The organism is Nostoc sp. FACHB-133 (assembly GCF_014698055.1).
In the GTDB taxonomy this organism is placed as follows: Bacteria; Cyanobacteriota; Cyanobacteriia; order Cyanobacteriales; family Nostocaceae; genus Nostoc.
This window is the reverse complement of sequence record NZ_JACJSH010000019.1, coordinates 1-25,881: the sequence shown is the minus strand read 5'-3', so window position 1 is coordinate 25,881 and position 25,881 is coordinate 1. Positions and strand designations below refer to the sequence as shown.

Genomic DNA, 25,881 nt, shown 5'->3' with positions numbered 1-25,881 from the left:
TAACCCTAATTCTTCGGCCCCGAGAGGCAAGTTGCGAACAAGGATAACCCGCCATGAAGCATGAAGGATAAAGTGTTTCATCCTTTACCCTTCAATATCTACAACTCACCTGTAGCTAGCATCTGGATAATCCGAGGCGTACCTGGGTCGAACCCTGCTAAATCCCAAGATAGCGAATCTTCAGGATCAACCAAAGTAATTTGGTAAGGTGTCAGCGTGACATACACCGCCTTGACGTTAGGATTTACCTTTTTGCGATACTCCTTCAGCGCTTGACTTGGATGCTTATATCCGGCCCAGCTTTCCGAGTCAGTCCAAAAGCAGACTACATCAGCTTTGAAATTATTCTTAATCATCCAATCGTAAGCTACGGACGCATCCGTTCCACCGAAGTTTTGATTGCTAGCTTTGCGAACCGCAGAACTAAAACTATCTTTGGCACTGATACCTAATTCCCGGAATTCTGTAGAAAAGCCGCGAATCATATAGTTTTTCTCTGCTTTTGCTGTCACCAGTGCCATTGTGGTGGCAATTTCACAACAACTCAGCCCCATATCTGCAACCAAGCTACCCATAGAACTAGAAACATCCACGGCGTGCATAAAGACTTTACCTGTGGGTTGCACAACATAAAAAGACAGTTCAACTGCCTTTTCTAAAATGTCCACAATCCGAGGGACTGGATTCCAAGTCTTTTTACTGCGTCCTAATGTTCCACCAGATTTATAAGTCTTAAGTGCTTTCAAAACATCAATCGGATGGATGCGACCTTTACGCAGATGTTCCTTGTTGTTGAGAACTGCTTCCACTCGTAGCAAATTGGCGCTTTCATCGGCTCGCAACACACCTAGTTCAGTTAAAGAACCCAGGTTACGTAACATTGCACTTATTGGCATTTCCTGAAATAGCAACTGCCAAGCAAGCTTGTCCATTTTGCCCACAGGTGCAGCCATTTCGTGGGTTAAGCGTCCTTGAGAAATCGCTTCATGGGTTTGGGTGGGATTCCGCTTCAGCCATTCGTACCACCAAATCTGCGCTAACGCCTCTGAGGGAATGTCTGTTGGCAATTCTTCCCAGCCTCTAACTACCCACTCAAATAGTTGACGGTGATTTTCTGTAGGCGGTTTGACATGGAACAACCGCAAAGCATCTCGGTGGGAGAAGCCTTGACGCTGTTGATATTTCAACAGTTGATAAGCTAAACCCTTGACATCTTCCCTTGAGAGCCAAGTTTTACCAGCTTCCCGCACGACTTTGCCAAATCCCCGCAGAGATTTTGTGTAGTTCAACCATTCGTAAAAGTGGCTACCAGTGCGAACAACTTGCGGGAAGATTTCACCAAATGCGTGTTTTGCTTTCGGTGCTTCACCCATCGACAGCAGCACCAAAGCTAATATAGGCGCACTGTTATTGATGGCGCGTCTATCGCTAGCATACAAAATTTCTTCCGCTACACGACCGGGATTTTCAGCAACAGCTTGTCTGACAACTGTTACAAAATCCTCAGTTAATTCCTTTTTTCCGGCGTAGTAAGTGCTTTTTGCTGTGCCAACCAAAAGACAGCGACGCAGCATTTTCCAAATGCCAGCATTAAACATAAAGCCACCGGAACGTCCCTGAACCATTTTTGTTTCTCGTCCAGGGATAGGCTGATTTTGGGGTGTTGTTGTCTTATTTTTAGTGAAAAAATTGTAATTCATCGCTTCATCTCCCGGCCCTTACGGGCAAAAATGAAAGGTGGCGAAGCGGGAATCGAACCCGCGACCTCTCGAACCCTATTCGATAACCCTAATTCGTCGGCCTTTACAGGCAAGGGGTGAAAAAGGATGTTTAGCGCTCTACCTCTGAGCTACCCGCCACATAAAAATTAAAAGTTAAAAATTAAAAATTTCAGCACTAGATTTGGTGTAGTGGAGCGGGAATTGTAGCTTGCTTCCCCCGCGACCTCCCGCTTGGCAGGCGATAACCCTCGATTCGTCGGCCTTTTCAGGCAAGGAGTGAATAAGGATATTTAGGCGCTCTATCCACTGAGCTACCCACCACATATAAAGTTATTGGTTAAACATTTAAAATTCGTGACTCAGCACTGAATTTGGTGTAGCGAAGTAGGATTTTTACCTACACCTCCAGAAGTTTGATCGAGGGTGTTTAAGTTATATACGATAACCCTTGATACTTCGGCCCTTCCGGGCAAGGTGGGCACTCTGTCATTTGAGCTATCCGCTACTGGCGCAAGTTAACTCTCTGGTGAAAGTTGACTTGTATTATTACTGTAGTATATGTATTATCTATTGTCAAGGGACTGACGATTTAAATTTATAGAGTTGTTGGTTGAGTTAGAAACCTTCTTTTTTCTCTGGGTCAAAACTTTTGTGCGATGATCGCAGACCAATAAGAGAAGTTCCAGTTTTAATAGGCTATAACACCTACAAGGTAAAGGTTTTGCCGGCAAGTTTGCCACAACTTTGCCAAAAGATACAAAAAAGTGTCACAATTTTTGCCAATATATATAATATTATTTCCACAAATTCACTTGGCAAAAATCGGCATGAGTGAAAAACCCATAGAAGACAACGGCAAGGCTTTTCTCGTTCTACTTTTGCCCATCTCGTTTTTGATTATTTTCCTGGTTGCTACCTGGAGGATTTTGCTAGCGCTAATTGTGCTGGGAATTGGCTTCAAGATTTGGCAGGAATATCAATGGCAACAGTGGACTATACGAGTTAACCCAATTTTTCATCAGTTGGTTCGAGAAAATCAGGGCAGACTTACCCCTATGGATTTGGCAATCAAGGGCAATTTTCCCGGAACAACGGCAAAACGCTACTTGGATGGTAAAGCCTCGGAATTTGGTGCCAGTATAGTCAATTCCGAAGAAGCGGGCCAGTCTTATTACTTTATAACTGCCAGCATTCTCGGCAATATTCTTGACAGTAGTGAGCCTGTCAAAGAACTTCCGGCTCAACCAGTTACTAAAACTGCGCGATCGCTCCTAGCACCACCACCAACAACATTTGAGGAGGAAGAAACAGAAACCGAATCAATACCACAGCCAACCCTAACCCATGAGGAAGCTAAACGATCGCTGGAAAAACAGTTAATTTTTGGCTCTCTGATCCAATCTGAACTTGCCAAACGACTAAGTGTCTATTCCAGCACAGTTTATAAACGACGAAACGATCCAGAGTTTCCTGAATGGAGTCGCAGTAAAGACCCTGATGGTATTGCCTGGTCATACTCAGAAAAAACTAAAGAGTTTTTCCCAGTAGAAGAAGAAGGCTAAAACAATTCGTAATTCGTAATTCGTAATTAGAATTTTTGAATTTTTGTTTGTAAACCTACAGCTTCGTTGATGGAATTTAATCCGTTTTGTTCTAGCTTGGAAAGTAAACCTGCTAGAATCCGGCGTACCATCAGTGGGCCTTCGTAAATCCAGCCGGTATAAACTTGGATCAAGCTAGCACCAGCAGTAATTTTTTCCCAAGCATCCTCTGGGGAAAAAATGCCACCAACGCCAATAATTGGGATTTCTCCTTGGGTTTGCTGCCAAATAAAACGAATTACCTCAGTGGAGCGATCGCGCAATGGTTCACCGCTAATTCCGCCAGCTTCTTCTTGAGGTGATTTGCCAGTTTGGTTAATTACCTGGGTTTTGAGTCCATCACGGCGGATGGTGGTATTAGTTGCAATAATTCCCGCCAAATTGTAGGTTTTAGCCAAAGAAATAATGTCAGCGATCGCAACCCAATCTAAATCTGGCGCTATCTTGACAAAAATTGGTTTATGTGAAGTGTTTTCTTGTTGTAATAAATTCAAGATGGCACTGAGCATAGAAGCATCTTGGAGCGATCGCAACCCCGGTGTATTAGGGGAAGAGACATTAACAACAAAATAATCTCCCAAATCCTTGAGTAGGCGAAAACTATCGAGATAATCCTGTGCGGCTTCTTCTAGGGGAGTTACCTTAGATTTACCCAAATTTATCCCTATGGGTATTAAGTGGGTTGACTCCTGTTTTTCCTTTGTCAAACGGGCCGCCATTGCTGCTGCACCGAGATTATTAAAGCCCATACGATTGAGAGCGGCTTTATCCAACGGCAAGCGAAACAAACGGGGACGCGGATTTCCTGGTTGTGCATGAAAAGTTACAGTTCCTAGTTCTGCAAAGCCAAAACCCAGATTAGACCAAATACCAGCAGCGACTCCATCCTTGTCAAACCCAGCTGCTAATCCTACAGGATTTGGGAAGTTTAGCCCAAACAAATTTTGTTCTAGGCGTGAATCATACAGAGATAAAGATTTTTGTAGGCGTTGGTTTGCCCAACTAGTAGGGGTTTGTGATAGCCAGCTAAAACTGCGAATCGTCTGCTGGTGTAACCACTCTGGGTCTGTTTTTACCACATTGAACAAAAGCGGACTAATTGCAAATTTATAAATATCCATTAGCTTTGATTTTTGGAACTAGCGCAGATCATTCCTTTTGAGATTGTCTAATTCTCTCGCAGACTAGTAGTCTGCCAACCCAAAAATGCTAAGTGAGGACTGGGTAAAGGGTAAAGGGGACTGGGTTTGGGATTTAAACCCTTTCCCCCTTACCCTTTACCCCGCCAAGTTCACTTGGCGAACTACTAGCTGCTCAAATTGATCCATTGAAGTTATTTCAATACCAGGTTCATTTTGTAGTCTGTCCATGTACGTTTGGAAAGCGGCCTGGTCTTGTGGATGTTTTTTCACGTAGTCTCTTAATTGTTCTATACTCATTGCAGCAAGATTTCTATCGGTCATAAAAACCTCACTTTCCCGTTCAGAAGACTGTCGTCAACTCACGCGCAATTCATCTCAAAACTGAATCCGCAGGGTTCAGTGTGAGCCTTCTTGCTGTTTAAGGTAAATTACTTAATCTGACGCAAACTAAGAAAAATTCAACGGTTTGTTTTGCTATAGGTACTTGTGGGTACATAACCGCCTATTAAGCTGTTCCGGTTAAATATTAAACACTTATGGCGATATTACTCAGGGTGGTTTTCTGGGCATCTTATATATTACAAGTTATGTTAACCAATAAATCAGATGGGGCAGCCGCAAAAACCTATAGCCGCCGAACAGCAGATCCTCTCTTTGGGGCGCGTCCTCCAGAGCCTCAGAGAAGAAGATGATGTTGACGTTCTGATTGAAACTACTATTTCTTATCTTAAAGAACAGTTTGACTACAAACTGATTTGGATTGCCCTTTATGATCGCCTGAATCACATATTATTCGGCAAAGGCGGTATTTCACCGGGTCGTGACACAAGCTTTTTATACCAAAAGGTTGTTCTCAGTCCTGGGGATTTATTAGAGCAAGTGATGATTGAACAGCATCCCTTGGGCATAGCTGATTTACAAACTGAGATCCGCGCCGCCGAATGGCGCACAATCGCTGAAAAATTTCAGATTCAAGGAACGATTCTTTTACCAATTCGCTATAAAGACCGTTGCTTAGGTTTGCTGTTACTGGGCTCAGAACGCTGGGGCTATTTACTGACAGGGGAAGCAAAAGCACGTTTAATGATGGTTTTAGGTGAATTGGGGGCATTGCTTTATCAACAAGAGATAAATAAGCAGCAAAAGCAAACTAAGCGAACCGATGAGCCATTATTAGAATTGCTTGAAAATTTACGCACCCTCAATAACCTTAATCAAAGGCTGGAAGCAGGGGTGCAAGCAACTCATAAATTTATTTCTCCTAGCCGGACAAATGTTTACTGGTTTGAGCGGGAAGGACGCTACTTTTGGTGTCGGATGAGCAATCAACTTGTCAAAATCGATCGCAATTCCAGCACTCAGCAAGCGGCGGGAATGACTGTACAAGACTTGAGTGACTTTTATTATGCTTTAGCAGTGAACCAAATTGTTTCAATTGGTGATGCCCGCAGTTCTTTGAAAAGCCATTTTACGGCAAAATTACTGCAAAAGCTGAAAGTGCGATCGCTCTTAGCCGCTCCAATAATCTGGCAAAAGAACTTACTCGGTTTTCTGGCGGTGGAAAGCAATGAACCTCGAATATGGACGGAGGCAGACAAAAATTTTGTTCAGGGTGTGGCTGGTTTAATCTCCCTGATTGCCCCTAACGAAAGTATGGAAAGTACTATTAAACAGATTCAAGAAGATACCCAACTGACTAGTCAAGTTGCCCAAGGTATCTATAGCGAACATGACCTTCAGGAAACCTTACACAGCTGTGCTAAAAAAGTTTTAGCTCGACTAACAGCCACCCGTTTTTTGCTGTTGCAGTACGATCCTGAACAGAATAATTATCAATTTATTTACCAAAGTCAGCCCCATAACCGCCGACCGTTGACATTTAGCCTGAATATTCTCAAAGAATTAGATGGACAGCTTTTGCAACGTTCAACTGAAGCGGTGGAGATTGAGAATTTAGATGAAGATTTACGCTTTTTTAACTGGCGGCCCTCTTTACTAGAAAGTGGAGTGCGATCGCTACTTATTTGTAAATGCACTAACGGTACTATCCCCGCAGCACTTTTAGTCATCACTCACGAAACCTATCGTTCTTGGACAACTCTCGAAAAAGAGTTACTGTGGGCTGTTAGTCAACAAATAGGTGTGATTGTTCGTCAGTGGCAATTACACAACCGCACTACCCAGCAGCAAAAAACTTCCCAGGCGTTTGAGCAATGCTTAAATATCCTGACACAAACCCAGAACAGCAAAGTCGAAGTCAATAAAAAGCATTTAGAACATACAGCACTCGAACAAATAGCATCAATTCTGGGTTGTCCCCTGGCGTTACTGCTATCTTGGTCGCCCGGTGAAAATTTGGCAGAAATTATTCCTGGAGTGATTGAAAATAGTCAATTTGGGATTTTTTCCGATGCCTCTATTCCTATCCAGTCTGAAGCCTTAATTCAGTGGGCACTGGTTACGGAGAACTACCTGACTTTGAAGGTGGATAATTTACCCTCGGAAACTCGAAAATGGTTGAATACTCCAGATAAAGGTCAAATTTTGGTGATGGCATTACGTACCAATGCTGATTATGAAATCACAGGTGTAGTGTTGTTAGCAGACTATCAAGAGCGTCGCTGGTCACAACAAAACCTGAATGCGATCGCAACTCTGATTTCTCAATTAGCTTGGTGGCGTCGTCAAAAGCAAATTAACCGACTTTTAGAGACCACAACAGAGGAATTACGACAACTCAACTGGTACAAACATCGTCGCCTAGAGGAAATCCAAAGAATAACGGCGCTATCCCTGAAACAAATACATGATTTGGGCATTCCTGCGAATGAACTGACTCAGATGCGCTACCAGCTATTGCTAAGACAATTAGACCACACAGCCACCTCTATGAGTGGAATGCTAAAACTTGAGAACTGGCAACTACATATCAGTTGGGAAACTATGCCCATAGCCAGTTTACTGAAGCGATCGCTCGAACGCATCGATAATTTGCTCAAACAACAAAAGTTGTGGATTGGTGTACATGGCTTGGGACAAACAATTGAGGAGCAAGAATCAGCAAAGAATTCTCCATTAGCCAGAGGCGTTCCTTCTTCTAGCTCTCAATCTGCAATGGCGATCGCTGGTGATATTGTCAAAATTGAATTAGTTATCCATGAATTGTTGGTTACTGCCTGTAACCGTTCTCCAATTGGCGGCAGAATTGACATTTGGTGTCGTCGTTTAGATGCCTCAAAACCCTCCGAGGCAAAGTATTCTTCTACAAGTGGAGGGGGTCAACAGACATCGCTGGAACTGTCGATTACATACAACGGTGCGATCGAACCACAGCTACTAACAGAACTACATGATAATACACCCAAAGATGTGCTTGCTCCCACCAACCTCGACCAACCCCCAGCTTTACATCTGCTAATCTGCCAAAACCTCATGCAGGAGTTAGGAGGAGAGTTGAATTTTTATCAATTACCAGATAATCGGGTAGTTAGCCGTTTGCTGTTGCCTTTAGTTGGTCATGATTCTTAGTACGATTTTTCAAAGCAAGTATCTGAAAATGAGCTTGAGTTAAAAAAAAATAAAAAATCTAAATGTAGGGTGTGTTATCGCTTCCTTAACGCACCATCCGAAAGTTTGGTGCGTTAGCCTACGGCGTAACACAACCTACGTGTATTTCAAAAATTAAATATAAGTCTTATCCGTCAGTCACTTTTTAACTAAAAGCGTTAACAATTTATCGTTGTCTCTGTCAAGGATAATTAAACGGAAATATAACATTATCTTGGCAATATTCTCAACTATTTTGTATATATTTACTGAACTTATCAATAGTTGAATTTGGAGTTATTAATAATTTTAATATATTTAGAAAAACGTGACATTTATGAAAAAGCTAGTTAATATGTAACTTGATAAAACGCTGATAAAAAATAAATAGCCAGCCAATAATTGGCAAAGTCGCCTATAAAATATGGCTATTAATGGTATTTAAATAAGAATTAACAATTATCCTTAGCGTTGGTTGACCAACAGTTAATCTTTGGGAGAGTGCGGACAGCAATCTTTTAAGGCTTGTGGTGCAGTAGATTGAAGTTTTAGTAGAAAAGCTTGGTAAAAAAAAGTCGAAATATATGGATTAAATATTACCATCAGATTTCAAATTTAGCACTAAGAATTAAACAAAAATAATTTCTTGCGAGAGCATGTCTAATTTTAAAATTTACATAATTTCTTAAAATTTGCATCGATTTTGGTATGAAAATAGCAGGTAAGTCTAGATTTATTTAGGTAATAAGATGAAATTAGCAAACCAAATAATAACAGTGAGTTTATCGGTTATAACTTTACTGCCAAAAGAAGTAAATTTATGGTGCAAAAATAATACAATAGCAGGCATTAATCTGATTGGAAATAAACTCTTAATCTACCAATTTCAAAAATAAAAACATGAAATTTATATGCTTGGAGAAATTTATAAATGACTTTTAGATACTTCAAATATTGGTTTAAATTTAATTCAATCCAAAACATTATTGCTTTAGCTTTTATATCATTTTCTAACTTGTATAGTGCATCTGCTCAGACTAATCTTAAAGGTGGAATTGACTGGATTTTAGTAGTAGATACTTCTGCTTCAATGCGTGGTGTAGGTGGAACAAAAAATATTTTTGAACCAGTCAAGAATTCTATTACTGAATTTGTCAACACGGCCAGATTAGGCGATACCGTTACTATCTATACTTTTGACAAAGATGTAACTTTAAATGCAAATGATATAAAGATTACCAGTAATCCAGACAGAGGTAAACTCAAGCAAATAATTAGTTCACTTCAGGCTGAGGGTGTGCGGACTCATACAGGTAAGGCTGTGCAAAAAGCGCTGCAACATTCTGCTTTATTAAACCAAAGTGCTAATGCTCTTGGTCGGACTGTCAGCATAGTATTCCTGACAGATGGATTAGAAGATGTGCGTGGTATTCCTAATCCTGTTCTTATTCCTAGTAATACCCAATTTTTGCGTGAGCAACAATGCAAACCCTATATATTTTTTGTGTCTTTAGGATTAAAAGAACACGAAAAGCAACTGAATGACTTTGCTAACAATCCAGCGCTTTGTGGGAAGGGACGGGTATTACGAGATCCTGGAGGAATTCAGTTGAACCAACTGGCTCAAAATATCCGACCAGTACTAATTACACCTAAGCTTGATGTCAATTTACTCACTACCAATTTGCAGGCAGTATTACCTGGGACAACTACTGAACCACTCAATATTAATAGCATCAGTAATGTCAATGGTAAGGTAAGTTTGCAACTAGAAGACCCTAAACAAAGCGGTATTCGCTTAATTCCCCCTGATCGCACCATCGACTTAGCTGCTAATCAAGCAACAGTCATTCCCGTGCGTTTACAGATACCACCGGAGGCAAAGGGGGGCGCGAATAGCTTACGCTTGGTGTTGATAAGTGCAGATCAAGCGATCGCACCAATTAAAGTTGACCTACCTATAAGCATTAAGTCACAACTGCAAATACAACCTAAAAAGATAGATTTTGGCTCAATAGAAGCAGGGAAAACCACTGAAACCCAAACTTTGGTACTTCGCAGCAATATATCTGGAACAGCTAGCTTACAACTGCAAGGCAATTCCAAAGACGTTTCTATGGCAGAACCTTCAGCAGCCATATCCTTACAACCAGGAGAAACTAAAATTCCTGTGCAGTTGCAGGTTACTGATAGTAGTTTTGCAGGTGATCGCACTTTTACCTTAGTCCTAACCCCAGATAACTCTATCGTTAATACTGTCAGTACAGAAGCTCATCTGTATATTTTGATGCCACTATGGCGAAAAATAGTTATTTGGTTGCTCTTACTGCTGTTGGTGTTTTTAATTACCCTGATAGTAGTTTGTTTGATTCAACGCAAAACCCCCTTGGAATTAGTCGAAGATTTCCGCAACCGTAAACGCTTAGAAGGAGCGTTGGTAGTGCTAGAACCACTGCCACAATCATCGGAAGACGAAGAGATTAGTCTCACTGATCTACACAAGGGTAGAGTATGCCTGAGTGATTTGATACCAGCTATTGCTCCGACAAATTCTGATGCCGAGTTAGTCACAGTTTGGCGGTTAGGCAAAAAGAATATAGATTTGCGGTGTTTGAAAGGTGTAATTTTTGTCAATACTAAAAATATAAATACAGATGAACTCTTCAACGAGGACATCATCGAGATTGGCAACGTTAAGTTGCAATTTAACTGGATTGAACGTCAAAGACCCTCTGAGACAAGCAGTGGGCAGACAAACTTTTGAATAATATCACAGGAAAGTGAATGTTAAGTCCCACGGTTGTGCGTCCCACGGTTGTTTTTCGTCCTACCGTTGTTATCGGGCTAGGAGGAACGGGTTATGAAGTTGTACTCAAACTTAAAAAGCGATTTATAGATGTTTACGGCTCAGTTCCAGAAGTTATTCGTTTTATTTCTATTGATACTACCGAAAATATCCAAGAACGAGAAAAATCACCTGATGGCACTAAGGTTGTCTTAGAACCTAATGAACTTTATGCAATTTCTGTCGCAAATCCCCTACCGCTAACACGTAACGACCACATCGCTGAATGGTGGCCTAGAGACATTTCCGCAGCCAGCTTAATCAGTGGCGCTGGACAGATTCGGGCACGGGGACGGCTCGCCTTATTTGCGAAAGTAGGTGATATTGACGCTTTAATCGCTCAAGCAATCAATGCTGTCCGCGAAATTCGCACCAGTAAACAAGCATTTTCAGATAACTTTCAAGTTTCCAGTCGGGATGGTGTCGAAGTTTTTATTGTTGGCAGTTTGGCTGGTGGGACGGGCAGTGGCACATTTTTGGATACGGCTTTTTTAACACGAGAACATCTCAATAATTTTTCTAATATTACGGGGGTATTTGTTTTACCGAGAGTGTTTGCCAATATTCCCCAAACTCACTTGGTGAAGTCTAATGCCTATGGCGCTCTCAAGGAAATCGAACACTTTTGGGGATTGTCACCGTCTAATAGCATTGAAATTGATTATGGCATCAGAAAAATCAAAGCCGATCGCCCTCCCTTTGATGCTGTATTTTTAATTGATGGGGTTAACAAAAATGGAACTGTAGTCGGTCGTCCAGACGATTTGCAAAATTTAGTTGCAGATGGCTTGTATATCCAGATTGGTTCTCAAATCGGTTTAGACGCTGCTAACGTTGCTGATAACATTCGCGCTTATCTAGCAACTGGTGAAAAAGTTCGAGGACGCAATATAAATTACTGTAGTTTTGGCTTTGCTACTCTGACTCTACCAGTACAGCAATACGAGCGGATGAAATTAGAGGATGCTCAAAACTTGTTAAAGAATGAGTTGATGGCATCTACCGCAACAATCGATTTAGAAAGCGAAATCACCCGGTTTTTAGAAGATTGCAAGTTAGCAGATGCAACTACTGTTCTGAATGCGTTGACTGAAAGCGATCGCGGCGGGCAAATGAAACCCGAATTCCGAATTGGCGAAATGCGTTACGATCGCACAGCTTTGCCGACAATCAAAGAACTCTACAAACGGCAGCTAGATCAATTTGAGCAACGGACGGCTCAAGAACTAGGACTGAGTTTTTATCGCTTAGAGCAGACTGCAACTGCTGCGATCGCAACTTTCTGGGAGCGGAGTCTCAACCGTCCTAATGGACTAGCTTATGTTTTGGAATTTTTAACCCAACTTTCCCAAAAGCTAGATGAATTACAGCAGAGCGTCCAGCGCAAGTCGCAAGAGGCGAAATCCAGTTTCAATACTTTGAAATTAGAACCACAAGAAGAAAAGATTAAAGAAGCCGCAGAAACTTGGTTCTCAAATAAAAATACTATTCAAGCCACTTGCCAAAGATATAAAGAACGGGCTGACCAAAAGTGGAAGACTTATTTACATTGGAAGCGGTGTGATAAGGCGGCTGAACTTTATGGTGTGTTGCGGGCTAAGGTAGAAGAAATCCAGGAAAAGTGTCAGCGTCTACACAGCAACTTAGATAAAGTTTATCGAGATTTAGAACAGAGTTATCACGAGGTCAGCCGTCAAGGAAGTAATGATAATCCTTTTATTCACACCATTCAGCGCATCAATCTGCAATCGAAACGCCCCAAAGTTACTGGCGAAGATTTTATCCGTTGGCATCGAGAACAGTCTCAAACTTTAACGAATTGGTCTGAGAAAAAAGCTGAAGATGTCAAGAACGAAATTCTAAAATTTGTAAATGAAGCTTATTACCCTCTCACCAGCATGACTGTTGAGCAGGTTTTAGCAGATAGTAATCCCGAAGATGCGGGACAAGATTTGCAACAACTTGGCAAACTTGCAGTTCCTCTCTGGCAGTATGAAGTATCGGAAATTCCCATTCAACAGCAGCACTTAATTACAGAATTTTATTACTACGGAGTAGAGAGCAACAACACAATTTTTAGCGATCCACCTCTTTCTAGTCGCTTGCCTAAAGGAAGTAATAATCCTTCTTTCGTACCGACAGGTGAACCTCATAAGGTCATGCTGTTTCGAGTGGAAGTCGGTGTTCCCTTATTTGCCTTCAACGGCATGAGGGAACTAGAGTCAGCTTACCTAGATCCGAATAAAGTCTTCAAACACTTACATCGCAATTGGACAAACTTAGCTAATTTAATTCCTCCAGAAGACGACGGTGGGGCATTGCGTTGGTTTGCATTAGCCCTGGCACCTGATCCGTATAAATTGGTTGTCAATCAGAGTAAAAAATATTTTGTTTCCACAGAACAAGCAAAAAGATTAGAAGGTGGAGTTTTGCTTTTGGGAGGCGATCGCAAGTCAGCATTTAAAGCTTTTAAAAATAACTTGCCTCTAGTTAAGGAAATTGCTGACAAAGTTGAGCGGATTACCCACGAAGACCAAGACAAAGCCAAATCTACGTTGCAAAACTACATCAATCACCTCAATCAGGTTTTAAAGGGAGGCAAGGTTGATGCCCAGATTCAAGAACAGGTAGAAATGGAAATCCAGGAAATTGAAGCCTACCTGGAAGATTTAGATGTGATTATTTAGCCCCATATTTTGCACTCTGAGAGTGTTCCCATGCCAAAACCAACTATTTTACTTGCACTCGATCCTCACAGTGCCGCTTTTTGTGCAGCTATTAAACGGCAACTGCAAGAATTTCCAGCCGAGCAAACCTGTTTAATTCAAACTCATACCTTAACTTGGGATGGTCAAGCTTTTGGTTTTAGTAGTGAGTTAGATAAGTTTGCTGATATGAGTTTTGATCTGGCTCAAACTCATAGTAAACAAGCTTATGTCTCCAAAATCCGCACCCAGTTCACCGAAGCGACTGGCGAGATCCAAACTGCACTGATTGAATTATTGAAAACGGCTAGTCAATCAAAAGAAGCGATCGCTGCAAAACGCCAAGGCGTGGAAATCAGCAGCACCCATCGAATATATCTCATGCTTTCAGTTAGCAATCAATTTGCTATGGGAGTAGTTTTTGACATAGTACGCTTGATTCGTTGGCTATTTTCTAAGTACTTTACAGATATTCCTTACAGCTTAGAAGCTTTATTACTACTACCAGGGTTATTTACCCAAGCCACAACTGCTGATTACGGTGCTGCTTACACGTTCCTGAAAGAGTTAGATTACAAAATGACAAGTGGCGTTGTGATTACAGGCGCTCAAAAAGTACCACCTTTTGATAACTGCTGGCTGATGGATGAGCAGATTGGGGGACTGAAGGATAATTTACCTAGCTATGCTGATGCTTTGGCAGGTTTTCTGACCATCGAACCGGAAACCAGTGGCTTATTGATTGGCGCACAAAAAGTCAGGGGGAAAATACCTGCATATAGCGCATTTGGCTATGGAGAACTATTTTTTCCAGGAGAAACGACTATTAACCGTTTGAGTGCTGCCTTAGCTGCCGATATCGTCATGGAGCAGTTTTTACCAAAGGCAGAATTCACTCCAGAGGCAAGCCGCAAATGCCTGTTAGATGCCAAAGGATTTGTCCTCAGCGAAGATTTCAGCAATGCTTTTCTGCAATTAGAACGAGATAACGGCAAACCAGTTTGGCAAGATTTTAATCCGCGCATTGAGATGCGTGCTGGGATGGCGCGGGAATATGGAATGGAATTGCAGCGTGCTTATCGGCAATTTGAAAATAAAGAGCTACTTGCTTATAAGCGATCGCTGGAAAATTGTTGCAAACAATTACAGGCAACACTAACTGCCTTCTTAGACCGCAGCATTAATATCTATGCTGATGCTACACCTAGAGGCTTGCATGAAGGAGTTAGGCTATTAAACATATTGACCTTTTTTTATTTGGAACTGCAAACGGATGCCATTGGCGATCAATCCGAGAATCTGGTTACAGAACTGCGTGCAGCTGAAGCGTTTCTCGACTCAAGATTGCAAGTAACAATTGATCAAGAAGCCACTCAAAAGTTGCTCAACCAAGTTCTATCCTTAAAATTACGGCAGCAACAATTACAAGATGTTTTAGCTGAAAGAAACTCTGAAGAACAACAGCAAGAGATAAAAACAACTCATAAACAGCTAGAAACGGCTATTGCTGAGTATCGCCAAGCGTTAAATGCCGAAATCGAACAAGCTCGACAAATTCGTTCTATAGCGATCGCTCACGCCCGTGAACAAGCCGAAGCTGCGATCGTTTCATCTCAAAATCTACTAACTCTCACTGAAAATCAACTTGAAACAGCCACAGATCAACTAAATGAACTGCTAGCAGAAGAAAACCAATTTCGCTCTCAGTATCTGGTCATTTATCCTATTTTTGTTGCCACTGCTTTATTAGGCTTGCTGATTATGACTGGAATTTTCAGTCAATCAACACTATGGTTGTTATTGAAAAATTTTTGGGCTAACTTAGTTAATTATTTGCTTTGGACTGCTATAACAATTCTGACTTACTTAGGGATGGTTTGGCTCAAGTACAGTACTAACATTCGCGGTCGAATTGAAAAGGCACAGAAACAAATTAAACGACTAGAAAGTACCGTTAAAATAACTATTGTAGAATTACGCCGCAGCTATAATGAAAAATTAAAGTTAGAGTATGATTTATACGCTCAAAATCTTCGTGTCGAAGCATTAAATTATCTGATCAAAACAGCTAAACAAAAGGCGGAAAATCTCAGGCAAACTCTTACTAACTTGTCTGAAATATATAATGAGTTAGTTTCTCAACGCGATCAAGCTACGACGAAGTTCTCAGAAATTAGACTCACAGTACTCACCGATGCTGATACTGATGCTTATTACCAAAATTTCCTGACTACACTAACAACTGAGACATTCACTCAGGAGCAAATTAGTCGCTCTCAGTCATGGAAAATTACTGCTGAAGAATTTAAAAACCAACTGATCAGCTATGCTCACCAACAGTTTAAGCAATTGAGCAATTTGTCTATTGGGGAAGTATTAAAACAATCCGATTTAATAGCCGCAAACACTGCAAATTTGCGTTTGAATCAACTTTATAATAGCGCTAATTTGTTGCTGCGAATTCAGGATATTGACACTAATTTAAACCCAACTTCTCAAAGAGAGATTACCCTCTGGGTGGGAGCAAAAGATAAAGAACAAATGTTTGCGCTTTACAGTCGATTTAGTCGCACTTTAACCGCCTTGGTAGCTGAAGATGAGCGACGGTTGTGTGTTTTGACCCGTTCGTTGGGTTTTCCGGCTTATTTTCTCAGTCAAATTGAGTTTTATCGAGACTGCTATGAACGGACTCTGAGCGAACAAATCGAGTTAGACGAAAACATTCCCGATTTAATCCCAGAGGAAATTGGTTCTGGTAGGGAATTAAAACTAGCTTATCAAACCCTGCTGTTAGCGATCGCTCTTGGGCTACTATCCCAGGATTCTCAAGGTGATTATCAATTCAACGGTCGGTCAATTGGTAAAAACCGAGAACAAATTACCTCAGCTTTAGCAACTGAGTTTACCTTTCAGGAAATCTATGGAGACTTAGAAGAACGTATCGAAACATTTGAACGTGATTTTATATACCATAAATTACAGGAATTAGAAATATCTGCTTCATATTTAAATAATTACGAAGATAAGCTTTTAGATCATCTCCTCTCAGCGTATAACCCTCTGAATTAGGCATTAAATTGCCACCTTTTACTTCTCTGGAAATTTCATATAGACCTAACCACTTCCCTAAGAGGGAAGAAGAGTAAGATTCAAAACCTCTCTCCTAAAAAGAGAGGTCAAAATAAGTCTAAAGACAGATTGACAACACATTTATTCTCCGAAAGTATTCTCCCTTCATAGCAAACTGGTTATAATTATCTTCCATCTCTCTTAGAAATCAAATTCTCATATACACAGCATTTATATGGGACGTGTTCGTTCTAAATCTGACCTACCTACAAAAATCTGTCCGGTATGTCAACGTCCTTTCACATGGCGTAAAAAATGGCAAGATTGCTGGGACGATGTGAAATACTGCTCAGAACGTTGTCGTCGTCGCCGTTCTGAAGCTCAAAATGAAACTAATCGCAACACAGACGCAAATAGCGCAGGGGATTAATGGAGTTACAGGTGCAACCTAAATTAATTATTCATGGGGGAGCTGGTAGTTCTCTCCACGGTAAAGGCGGATTAGAGGCCGTGCGCCGATCGCTCCATACAGTAATAGAAGAAGTCTATTCTCTGCTATTGTCAGGAGCAACTGCTTCTGAGGCGGTGGTGCAGGGTTGCCAAATGCTCGAAGATAACCCCCGCTTTAATGCTGGTACTGGTTCAGTATTACAATCTGATGGTCAAATCCGTATGAGTGCTTCCCTAATGGATGGGGCATTAGGGCGGTTTAGTGGTGTAATTAATATTTCGCGGGTGAAAAATCCCATTGAGTTAGCACAATTTTTACAAAACTCGCCAGACCGAGTGCTATCAGATTTCGGATCGGCTGAGTTGGCGCGAGAAATGCAACTTCCCAGCTATAACGCTTTAACTGATTTGCGGTTACAAGAGTGGATGCAAGAGCGCCAGGATAATTTTAAAAGCACAATGGCTGGCGTGGTAGCAGAACCCGAACTGCTTGAAACCAGCAATGCTGGACGCGGAACCATCGGCGTAGTAGCTTTAGATGCATCTGGTAGGCTAGCTGCTGGCACTTCTACTGGTGGTAAGGGATTTGAGCGGATTGGAAGAGTAAGTGATTCTGCGATGCCAGCAGGTAATTATGCTACTAATAATGCTGGTGTTAGCTGTACTGGCATTGGGGAAGATATCATCGATGAGTGTTTAGCTCCCCGGATTGTAGTACGTGTCACTGATGGGATGTCCCTGAAGGAGGCTATGCAGCGTTCCTTTGGAGAAGCACACCAGAACAAACGAGATTTAGGAGCGATCGCTTTAGATGTCAGTGGAGCGATCGCTTGGGGTAAAACTAGCGAAATTTTACTCGCCGCCTACCACGACGGCGAAAAAATTGGCGATACTTTGGAATGGAATGATATTGAATTGATTGGCTATTGTTGAATAAATTCTAGCGCCTGAGTTAAGATTTCTTTCTGGTCAACCATTGCAGCCAATTCTTGGGCTTCATAACGCCCCTCAAAAGCTTCTAGCGCCGCTCTTTTCAGTGCCACTTGATATCCTTGTTGCAGAATATCCATTAATTCTGTCTGATTCAAGTAATAACCACCGGATTTGCGGCGCTTGTTTATTTTGTTGATTTCACGCACTGTATTTTCTATCGAAACATCCCAAGAGCGAGTCGAACGTTTTTCAGCCTTTTGTTTAATTAAATGGATGAGCAGAATTACACCATAACTATCAATTTTATTGATTTTGTCACTGAGGCTCATTTCTTCTAACTCATCCACCAACAGCAACGCCTCATGGATTTTGCCTTGTTCTAGAAATTGCCTAAGTTCTAGCAGTTCTTCCATGTTATTTTTTGAGATTTTGGCTTCACTATTAATCTAGCTAGATTAGACATCTTGCAAAAATCCTGGTTTATGCTCTCAAACCATAGATCAACCGCGATTAATATCAATGAATTATTTATGTTGATCTGTGGTTTCATTTTCAACACTTTTCCTTTGCCAAGCTGGTTTCACCACCTGACGACTACGGGCAATCACTAGAGAATTATTAGGCACATCTTCTGTAACGGTAGAACCAGCTGCAATGTAAACATCATCTCCCAAGGTGATTGGAGCAACTAAAACGCTATTGGCTCCAGTTTTCGTGCGATCGCCTATTTTGGTACGGTGTTTCTTCACGCCGTCATAATTGGCAGTAATTGTACCGGCACCAATATTCACCTGATTGCCGACAACGGTATCACCTATATATGATAAATGTGCTGCATTCGTGCGATCGCCTAATTGGGTATTTTTTAATTCCACAAAATTCCCCACACGGCAATCAGCACCAACTTGTACGTGACCGCGCAAATGAGTATAAGGGCCAATTCGGCTTCCCGCCTGCACAGTGCTATCTATTACTACTGAATACTGCACCGTGACGTTTTCAGCCAACTGGCTATTTTCAATTAAACTTCCTGGCCCAATATGACTTCCTGTTTTAATTACCGTATTTCCCCGCAGATGAGTTTGGGGTTCAATAATTACATCGGGCTGTAATTCCACTGTTTCATCAATGGTGATGCTTGTAGGGTCGATGAGGGTGACACCTGCTAGCATCCATTTTTCCTTGACTCGTTTTTGCAAAATCTCGTAGGCTGTTGCCAGTTGCAGGCGATCGTTAATGCCGAGAATTTCTTGGTTATCTTCCACATTCACCGCCATCACTTGTCCCACCTGAGTGACGGCATCAGTGAGATAGTATTCTTTTTGGGCATTGTTTGCCTGAAGGTGGGGAAGTACCTTTGCCAAATCTGGCCAACGGAAGCAGTAAACTCCAGCGTTAATCCGCTGATTTTGTCTTTGAGCAGCAGTACAATCTTTGTGTTCGACCATAAGCTGCACAATATTTTCATCGTTACAAAAAACTCGCCCGTAGCCCGTGGGGTCTGGTAGGTACGAGGTAAGAATGGTGGCAGCATTCTGATTTTGGGCGTGAGTTTGTAACATCTGCTGGAGAGTTTCACTGCGTATCAACGGTAAATCGCCGTTAAGTATCAGCAAATCCCCTGTGTAATCTTCCAAGTGTGGAAGTAATTGCTGGATGGCATGACCGGTTCCCAGTTGTACAGTCTGTTCAACAAACTCCAAGTTGAGAATTGAATGCATGGCGGTTTGCACTTCTTCGGACTGATACCCGACAATTACGATTCGTCGTGAGGGCGAAAGTGCTTCTACACTTTCGATAACTCTCTCGACTAGCGATCGCCCACCCAAAGAATGTAAAACCTTGGGTAAACGTGATTTCATCCGTGTGCCGCGTCCCGCCGCTAGAATTGCTACAACTACCATAATTAGCTATCAGCTATCAGTGAAATTATGATTAATGCTGTTGGTACTTTAAGATATAGGCTCAAATCATACCAAGCTAATCATAGAAGACTGAAATATACAATGAGTCAGAATTATACCAATTTTTGCTCATTAGGGTAGCTACAAATACCCCTATGCCTGACAGCATCGAATAAACTGTGCAAATTGCTGCATTAGTTTGGGATTACGCCAACCAGAATTAGCTTCTTCTAGCATCACTGAAAGTGCTTCTTCTGTGGTATAGGCTATTTTGTAAGGTCGTTCACTACTTAAAGCATCATAAATATCAATTAATTGAAATACTTGTGCCAGATAGGGAATATCATCCCCCTTGAGTGCATCAGGGTAGCCTGAACCATTCCAGCGTTCGTGGTGATGACGAATAATAGGAATTACACCCCGCATACTGCGTAGTGGCTGGCAGATTTTTTCTCCAATCAAAACGTGCTGCTTCATGATCTCCCAATCTTTGGCGGTGAGTTGTTCTTTTTTCAGCAGCACAGCATCGGGAATACCGACCTTACCAATATCGTGGAGATAACCACCCCACATCAAATCTCGAATTTGGTAGCGTGAGAGGTTGAGGTATTCACCAAAAAGTTGTCCTAGTTTTACCAGGCGTTCACAATGGTTGCCTGTATTAGGATCGCGGCTTTCAATCGACATAGCAATGGAAAATAATACTTGTTCGGCATGGTCTAAATCTTCGTTCAGACGCTTCTGCCGTACCAAGGATTTCACACGTGCAGCCAACTCTACACGATCAAAAGGTTTGGTGAGAAAATCATCTGCCCCAACTTCAATTCCCCGAATGCGCGATCGCCTGTCATTTAATGCTGTAATAAAAATCACTGGGATTAGCCTAGTTTGCTCATCCTGTTTCAGCAATTGGCAAACTTCAAATCCATCCATTCCTGGCATCATCACATCCAGCAAAATCAAATCTGGTTGTTTTTGAGTTACCAATCCTACAACAGTAGAACCTCTGTCTGCCTCAATGACTTCGTATCCTTCCATTCCCAAGAGGGCAACAGCAGTCATCCGACTGGCGGCATGATCGTCAACTACTAAAACCTTCGGCGGATCTAAATCAAACCCATTCACTTTAGAACCTTTGACTTGTAGTGTTCTAGAGACCAATGAATCATCACCACAATTAATATCAGATTTTATCCAAGAAGATACTGCTTGGCTATTTTTAAGCATAAGGTCTTCCTGAGATAAGCCTAAAGAATAAGCCTCCACATTATTCTGCGATCCTACAACATGATTTGAACCAATACTCTTTACTGTGCTAATGGGGTTTGACTCACTAACAATTTGTTCTGTAAAGCCTGTATGGTTGGATTTCCATTGAATCACAAAGGCACTCCAAGTTTTTGCACAAGTTAACAGTGTCAGATTTGAAAAATAAATTTAATATCTGAATGTATCTGAGCTAGAGTTTTCATAGGGATTATGCATTATTTCAAGCTGCCTATCTGAACTTTTTCGCAGCATGTATATTTTATCTTATGAACAATGAATGTCTTATTGTCAAATTTTTTGCTTCTAATTCCAGTATGATAAATTTTCACAATTGTTAAATCAGGCTTTTCACGGATATTTTTTAAACAAAATAGCGCCAAAAAGTACTGTATTTGGTTACTTTATATCAAATTTGAGAGTTTTTAGTTAGAAGTCTTATAGTAATGATTAAGTATACATATTTTTACTTACTCAGTTATTGCAATACTCAAAGACTGCTGAAAAAAGTGTAAAATTGTATACTATCATAAATTAAATTTATTTGGCTCTAAGCTCGACTTTTATCCATTTTTTTCGCAATGCAATACTTCTTCGGAGTAGTTGCACGAACGCTATCGTTGAAACCTCTGTCAGACTGTCGTTTTAATTTTTAAGTTAATCGATAATTTATGATGCGGAAAAAGTATTTGCCAAAAAGCCAAGGTTTTTGTTGGATAAAGAAAACCGAATTCTTAATTTTGGATAAAGTCGACCTTTGAGGATGTTTGAAAAATTAAGGGTTGAAGAAATAGTTTGTAATTGCGTAGGCGTAACTATCGTAAATATCGCAACTACAAATTACTTCCCATAAAATCCCTGCCTTGTGTTCCCAATAGCCACCTTTTTTGCCAACGTGAGGTAGGTTCGAGTGAAGAAGCTTGTTGCTCTTGTTGTCGCCGCATCATTATGACTTCGGTTGAATCGCTCAATCCAGGATCGCGATAGGGAATAGCAGCACGGGTTAGTAAGTGTTCTTTTTCAACTTGCGAGAGGGGAGTAAATATTGAGCGGTTTTGAGACTCACCACTTGCAGAATGGGCTGCTACAGTACCAGGCGATCGCCTGCCCACCGGTGGGGTAGAAGCGATCGCTAAACCAGCTGACAAAAGTGCTGTGCGTACAGCAGCAGAACAAGAATAGGTGGCTAATAAACCACCTTGATGTAGACACAATGAGAGTTGTTTAATAAATTCAACAGTCCATAATTGGGGACACTGTGGTGGTGAAAAGGGATCGAGGAAAATTGCATCTGCCGAGAAATCCGACTGATGTACTAGCGCGATCGTAGTTCTAGCATCACCAATTAGTACCTTTGCTTTCAGGCGATCTGTTTGCACTTGATGCTCAAAAGCTAGCTGGGACAAGATTTCAATATAGCTACAGTGCCAATTGTCGAACAAGTGATGAGCGATCGCAGCTTGTGGCACTGCCGGATTCAGTTCTAAACCGATTACTTCAACAAAACAACTGGGATTCACTGCCCAAATTGTCTGCAAAGCAGCAGCTGTGTTGTATCCTAGACCATAACAAATATCCAATAGTCGCAAAACTGGTTTTTGAGCAACTGTAGCCAGTTGAGTAGGTTCCACAAACTTGAAAAAACTCTCCTGCTTCGCTCCATAATGGCTATGAAAGGATTCACCAAACTCTTCAGAGACAAAGGTGAAAGAACCATCTGCTGTGAGCTTAGGTGTAAAATTTTCTAAGTCTGACATCTTACAAAAAAACTGAATAATGACCAATGCCCAATAACCAATTTGTTGTTTCACCAGCTTGGCTATTTGAACATCTAGAAGATCCGCAAGTTGTTATTGTTGATTGTCGCTTTTCTTTAGCCGATCCACAACTAGGACAACAACAGTACCAAACAAGCCATATTAAAGGGTCATATTACCTAGATTTAAATCAGGATCTTTCCAGTCAAGTGGGTAAGCATGGCGGGAGACATCCTTTACCTGAACCCAATGATATCGCTAACAAATTTGCCGCAATTGGGGTAAATTACCAAAAAACTCTGGTGGTAGCTTATGATGATTCGCGTTTTGCTTTTGCATCTCGTTTATGGTGGCTGTTGCGCTATCTCGGACATGAGCAAGTTGCGGTACTAGATGGAGGCTTTACTGGATGGCAAAAAGCTGGTTATCCAGTTACGGATGTCGTTCCTCAACCTCAGATTGGTACGTTTGTAGCTCAAGTGCAACCAGAAAAAGTGGTGGATATTAATGTGGTGAAAACCCGGAAAGATAGCCAAGAGGTAGTATTGGTAGATTCGAGAGAAAGCGATCGCTATCGAGGTGAACGAGAGCCAATTGATAAAATTGCCGGACATATTCCTGGTGCAGTCAACTATCCTTGGCAAGAAGTTACAGACTCTTCCGGCTACCTACTCCCTCAAGAGGAACAACGCCGTCGGTGGGAACAGCTAGAAAAAGCCGAAGAAATCTTGGTTTATTGCGGTTCTGGTGTTACTGCTTGCGTAAATTTACTTTCTTTAGAATTAGCTGGCATTAACAAAGGTAAACTTTATGCTGGTAGCTGGAGTGATTGGATTTCTTATTTATAGTCATTGGTCATTGGTCATTAGTCATTAGTCATTGTTTTTTGACAAGGCACAAAGGACAAAGGACAAAGGACTAATTTCAAAACCGACCTAATTGCAAATTGTAATTAATGGTGAAGAACCAGCCATCAAAATCAATGTTTTCGGCGGTTGAACTACCTAAACTCATTCCAGCCTGTACATTCATGTATGTGGTATCGGATATTCGGTAATTTAAGTGCCCAAATATCCGATGGAATTGGTCTTCTCGATCGCGCTGTGTAAAGTCTGAGAAGTTCACCTGGTAGTCAATGCCAACCTGGAGAGGTTCTTGCAAGTAGTAGTTCAGAGACACCCAAAACGAATTGATTATCCGATCGCGACTTTGGGGGTCAGCAAAATTTACACTTAATTCATACAAGGTGTCTAGCGTTAATTTTGGAGTTAATGGATCTCGCCGTCCCAAAGATAGTTGTAGGGAATTCTCATTTAAAAAGCGATCGCCTGCTTTGAAGCTATCCAGGCGATCGCTGCTATTAGCATAAAATAGCTGTTGATTGCTCCAACTGAGTTCTCCATACATTCGCTGGGATAGCTGCTGGTAAACACTGAGATTGAATCTTAGCTGGTTGTAATGGTATTGTGACTGATTTATATAACGAATGAGATTGCCATCTATTGAGCCGTTTAAAAAAGTCCTAGATCCCAAAGGTAAATATGCAGAGGTTAGCGTCAGTCCAGAAATAATTAAACCATCTTCAATAGGATTATCATCTGAGGAGAAAATATTAGTCGTTTGGAAGTAACCGACACGGCCCTGTAGATAACCTATGGGTTTAAACTTAGGTACGGGTTGTTCTATCGGTGGAAGAGGAGGCAATTCTAGGGGTCGTAACCGTATGCGTAACCCCAATTCGCGATCGCTATCAGACTCAGGAGATGATTTTGGCGATCGTAGAAGCTCTATTAGCCTCTCTAGCCTTTGGGAATAATTTATATCAGGTGTATTTAATAGTTCCTCTTTTGAATCTGAAGGAGATGTAGGCAAAACACTTGGCTGCGATTCTAGCGGTGGCGGGTCATTTTGCTTTTGAGTATTCCTAAATTCTTCGGTTGGATCTTGATCTGTTTGTGTAGTTTCGGGTGTTTGCTGTGCCAGATTTAACGGTATCTGGGAGTCTAAAGTTTGCGACTCACTCGACTGCTGGCATAAAGAGTTAATTACTCCCTGCTGCAACTTCTGACATAGCTGATCAGTTACCTGTGTGCTTGCTAAATTTTTAGAACGCCAAATCTCTGTATTTGCAGATTCTGCCGCATCTACTCTAATGCAACACCAGCTTCCCCCACTGGACGCTAACAAGATACAAAAAAACAAATTCTTCCAGTTTTTGAGTCGCATCTGTTAGATTGCGTTGATCGCATTTGGCCAATGTAGACCCACAAGCTGTATCAGAAGTTCCGACTCAGAAGATGCAATTGAGTGCATTTATCTTAACCTTGTAAGTATATACTGAAACTACAAACTGATATTGCTGATTTTCGAATCATCTCAGATTTGCAAAAAAATTTAACATTATTCGGTACAATTAATTCTGCTCAACTTTAGTGAAATATCGTCCTAGAGTTACTTCACAACACATCCCTAACAACTTCTTGTCCCTGTAATTGATCTGATTAGAATCGATAACATGTAAGATATTTCTCATTTTATTATTGATATCAAGTACTAACTTGGAAATTTGTAGCAGGCTTTATTGTATATAATGTCAGCTTAAGGATAAAAACTTAAATAAACTAAACAAATGGTTCATTTTTGTCTATTAAATTTAGACTTAGACTAAAAATAAAGATAATTTTAATAAATAAATCGTTATAACAATTATCAGCAGTTTGAATATTTAAGTTTTTTGGTATTATTTGAAGCTCACACATCATCAAACTATGTTTTATAAATCATTTCCACTATTGGTGATTGGTTTATGGGGAGTTATAGTACTACCTTTGCCAAATAGGGTAAGTAAGCCGTGGGAAAAATTTATAAGTATGTAACAAAAAATTAAGCAGAAGAATTGGAGTTAAATCTTATACGCTGTGTACTATATTTTCCCTTCTCTG

General features: G+C 41.1%; 16 protein-coding genes and 2 tRNA genes. 8 read left to right on the top strand and 10 right to left on the bottom strand.

Translation table 11 applies throughout. The annotated features are described in order from the left end of the window. Positions 1 to 98: 98 nt before the first annotated feature. The 3 genes from H6G86_RS16845 to H6G86_RS16835 all read right to left on the bottom strand — a co-directional run bounded on the left by H6G86_RS16845 (position 99) and on the right by H6G86_RS16835 (position 2,043). Positions 99 to 1,700 carry a TROVE domain-containing protein gene (locus H6G86_RS16845; RefSeq protein WP_190935275.1) on the bottom strand — a complete coding sequence of 534 codons (1,602 nt, stop codon included), beginning with the start codon at positions 1,698 to 1,700 and terminating at the stop codon, positions 99 to 101. A 37-nt stretch (positions 1,701 to 1,737) separates the two neighbouring features. After that, a tRNA-OTHER gene (locus tag H6G86_RS16840) sits at positions 1,738 to 1,859 on the bottom strand. Between the two features lie 44 nt (positions 1,860 to 1,903). Continuing rightward, positions 1,904 to 2,043 (bottom strand) — tRNA-OTHER (locus H6G86_RS16835). A gap of 505 nt (positions 2,044 to 2,548) precedes the next feature. Here H6G86_RS16835 and H6G86_RS16830 point away from each other — a divergent pair. Next, positions 2,549 to 3,283 carry a hypothetical protein gene (locus H6G86_RS16830; RefSeq protein ID WP_190935274.1) on the top strand — a complete coding sequence of 245 codons (735 nt, stop codon included), beginning with the start codon at positions 2,549 to 2,551 and terminating at the stop codon, positions 3,281 to 3,283. A gap of 26 nt (positions 3,284 to 3,309) precedes the next feature. On the opposite strand, the gene H6G86_RS16825 is transcribed toward H6G86_RS16830, so the two are convergent. Beyond that, positions 3,310 to 4,443 (bottom strand): quinone-dependent dihydroorotate dehydrogenase, encoded by a 1,134-nt coding sequence (locus tag H6G86_RS16825; RefSeq protein WP_190935273.1) that lies wholly within the window; start codon positions 4,441 to 4,443, stop codon positions 3,310 to 3,312. A gap of 156 nt (positions 4,444 to 4,599) precedes the next feature. Continuing rightward, the gene (locus H6G86_RS16820) at positions 4,600 to 4,785 is read right to left on the bottom strand and encodes a DUF6887 family protein (protein ID WP_190935272.1); all 186 of its coding nucleotides are present in this window, start codon (positions 4,783 to 4,785) and stop codon (positions 4,600 to 4,602) included. A gap of 285 nt (positions 4,786 to 5,070) precedes the next feature. Here H6G86_RS16820 and H6G86_RS16815 point away from each other — a divergent pair, with 285 nt between their 5' ends. The 6 genes from H6G86_RS16815 (at position 5,071) to H6G86_RS16790 (ending at position 18,012) form a co-directional block, all read left to right on the top strand. After that, entirely contained in the window at positions 5,071 to 7,992 is a 2,922-nt protein-coding gene (locus tag H6G86_RS16815; RefSeq protein WP_190935271.1) for a GAF domain-containing protein, read from the top strand. Positions 7,993 to 8,941: 949 nt separating this feature from the next. Beyond that, a complete protein-coding gene (locus tag H6G86_RS16810) occupies positions 8,942 to 10,774 on the top strand; it encodes a vWA domain-containing protein (RefSeq protein WP_190935270.1) in 1,833 nt (610 codons plus the stop codon). A gap of 20 nt (positions 10,775 to 10,794) precedes the next feature. Next, positions 10,795 to 13,542, top strand: a complete 2,748-nt coding sequence (locus H6G86_RS16805) for a tubulin-like doman-containing protein (RefSeq protein WP_190935269.1) — start codon at positions 10,795 to 10,797, stop codon at positions 13,540 to 13,542. Between the two features lie 30 nt (positions 13,543 to 13,572). Next, positions 13,573 to 16,629 (top strand): AAA family ATPase, encoded by a 3,057-nt coding sequence (locus H6G86_RS16800; protein WP_190935268.1) that lies wholly within the window; start codon positions 13,573 to 13,575, stop codon positions 16,627 to 16,629. A 235-nt stretch (positions 16,630 to 16,864) separates the two neighbouring features. Continuing rightward, entirely contained in the window at positions 16,865 to 17,059 is a 195-nt protein-coding gene (locus tag H6G86_RS16795) for a DUF2256 domain-containing protein (protein WP_012407669.1), read from the top strand. Continuing rightward, a complete protein-coding gene (locus H6G86_RS16790) occupies positions 17,059 to 18,012 on the top strand; it encodes an isoaspartyl peptidase/L-asparaginase (protein WP_190935267.1) in 954 nt (317 codons plus the stop codon). Before H6G86_RS16795 ends, H6G86_RS16790 begins: the two co-directional genes overlap by 1 nt. Here the strand turns inward: H6G86_RS16790 and H6G86_RS16785 are convergent. The 4 genes from H6G86_RS16785 to H6G86_RS16770 all read right to left on the bottom strand — a co-directional run bounded on the left by H6G86_RS16785 (position 18,003) and on the right by H6G86_RS16770 (position 22,939). Then, on the bottom strand, positions 18,003 to 18,425 hold the full coding sequence (locus tag H6G86_RS16785) for a DUF29 family protein (protein ID WP_190935266.1): 423 nt from the start codon (positions 18,423 to 18,425) through the stop codon (positions 18,003 to 18,005). The genes H6G86_RS16790 and H6G86_RS16785 overlap by 10 nt on opposite strands. Before the next feature lie 111 nt (positions 18,426 to 18,536). Beyond that, a complete protein-coding gene (glmU, locus tag H6G86_RS16780; protein ID WP_190935265.1) occupies positions 18,537 to 19,916 on the bottom strand; it encodes a bifunctional UDP-N-acetylglucosamine diphosphorylase/glucosamine-1-phosphate N-acetyltransferase GlmU in 1,380 nt (459 codons plus the stop codon). Between the two features lie 153 nt (positions 19,917 to 20,069). Then, positions 20,070 to 21,299, bottom strand: a complete 1,230-nt coding sequence (locus tag H6G86_RS16775; RefSeq protein ID WP_190935264.1) for an HD domain-containing phosphohydrolase — start codon at positions 21,297 to 21,299, stop codon at positions 20,070 to 20,072. Positions 21,300 to 22,015: 716 nt separating this feature from the next. Then, the gene (locus H6G86_RS16770; protein WP_190935263.1) at positions 22,016 to 22,939 is read right to left on the bottom strand and encodes a tRNA (5-methylaminomethyl-2-thiouridine)(34)-methyltransferase MnmD; all 924 of its coding nucleotides are present in this window, start codon (positions 22,937 to 22,939) and stop codon (positions 22,016 to 22,018) included. A 26-nt stretch (positions 22,940 to 22,965) separates the two neighbouring features. Here H6G86_RS16770 and H6G86_RS16765 point away from each other — a divergent pair, with 26 nt between their 5' ends. Next, positions 22,966 to 23,787 carry a sulfurtransferase gene (locus H6G86_RS16765; RefSeq protein WP_190935262.1) on the top strand — a complete coding sequence of 274 codons (822 nt, stop codon included), beginning with the start codon at positions 22,966 to 22,968 and terminating at the stop codon, positions 23,785 to 23,787. A gap of 76 nt (positions 23,788 to 23,863) precedes the next feature. On the opposite strand, the gene H6G86_RS16760 is transcribed toward H6G86_RS16765, so the two are convergent. After that, positions 23,864 to 25,165: a hypothetical protein gene (locus tag H6G86_RS16760; RefSeq protein ID WP_190935261.1), complete on the bottom strand. Its 1,302-nt coding sequence runs from the start codon at positions 25,163 to 25,165 to the stop codon at positions 23,864 to 23,866. Positions 25,166 to 25,881 lie beyond the last annotated feature (716 nt).

Bases quoted from the DNA above. Each gene is read 5' to 3' on its own strand.
- H6G86_RS16845 (WP_190935275.1), bottom strand. From the start codon at position 1,700: ATGAATTACAATTTTTTCACTAAAAATAAGACAACAACACCCCAAAAT.
- H6G86_RS16795 (WP_012407669.1), top strand. From the start codon at position 16,865: ATGGGACGTGTTCGTTCTAAATCTGACCTACCTACAAAAATCTGTCCG.
- H6G86_RS16760 (WP_190935261.1), bottom strand. From the start codon at position 25,165: ATGCGACTCAAAAACTGGAAGAATTTGTTTTTTTGTATCTTGTTAGCG.
- H6G86_RS16805 (WP_190935269.1), top strand. From the start codon at position 10,795: ATGTTAAGTCCCACGGTTGTGCGTCCCACGGTTGTTTTTCGTCCTACC.
- H6G86_RS16810 (WP_190935270.1), top strand. From the start codon at position 8,942: ATGACTTTTAGATACTTCAAATATTGGTTTAAATTTAATTCAATCCAA.
- H6G86_RS16765 (WP_190935262.1), top strand. From the start codon at position 22,966: ATGCCCAATAACCAATTTGTTGTTTCACCAGCTTGGCTATTTGAACAT.
- H6G86_RS16820 (WP_190935272.1), bottom strand. From the start codon at position 4,785: ATGACCGATAGAAATCTTGCTGCAATGAGTATAGAACAATTAAGAGAC.
- H6G86_RS16830 (WP_190935274.1), top strand. From the start codon at position 2,549: ATGAGTGAAAAACCCATAGAAGACAACGGCAAGGCTTTTCTCGTTCTA.
- glmU (WP_190935265.1), bottom strand. From the start codon at position 19,916: ATGGTAGTTGTAGCAATTCTAGCGGCGGGACGCGGCACACGGATGAAA.
- H6G86_RS16785 (WP_190935266.1), bottom strand. From the start codon at position 18,425: ATGGAAGAACTGCTAGAACTTAGGCAATTTCTAGAACAAGGCAAAATC.
- H6G86_RS16815 (WP_190935271.1), top strand. From the start codon at position 5,071: ATGGGGCAGCCGCAAAAACCTATAGCCGCCGAACAGCAGATCCTCTCT.
- H6G86_RS16800 (WP_190935268.1), top strand. From the start codon at position 13,573: ATGCCAAAACCAACTATTTTACTTGCACTCGATCCTCACAGTGCCGCT.
- H6G86_RS16825 (WP_190935273.1), bottom strand. From the start codon at position 4,443: ATGGATATTTATAAATTTGCAATTAGTCCGCTTTTGTTCAATGTGGTA.
- H6G86_RS16770 (WP_190935263.1), bottom strand. From the start codon at position 22,939: ATGTCAGACTTAGAAAATTTTACACCTAAGCTCACAGCAGATGGTTCT.
- H6G86_RS16790 (WP_190935267.1), top strand. From the start codon at position 17,059: ATGGAGTTACAGGTGCAACCTAAATTAATTATTCATGGGGGAGCTGGT.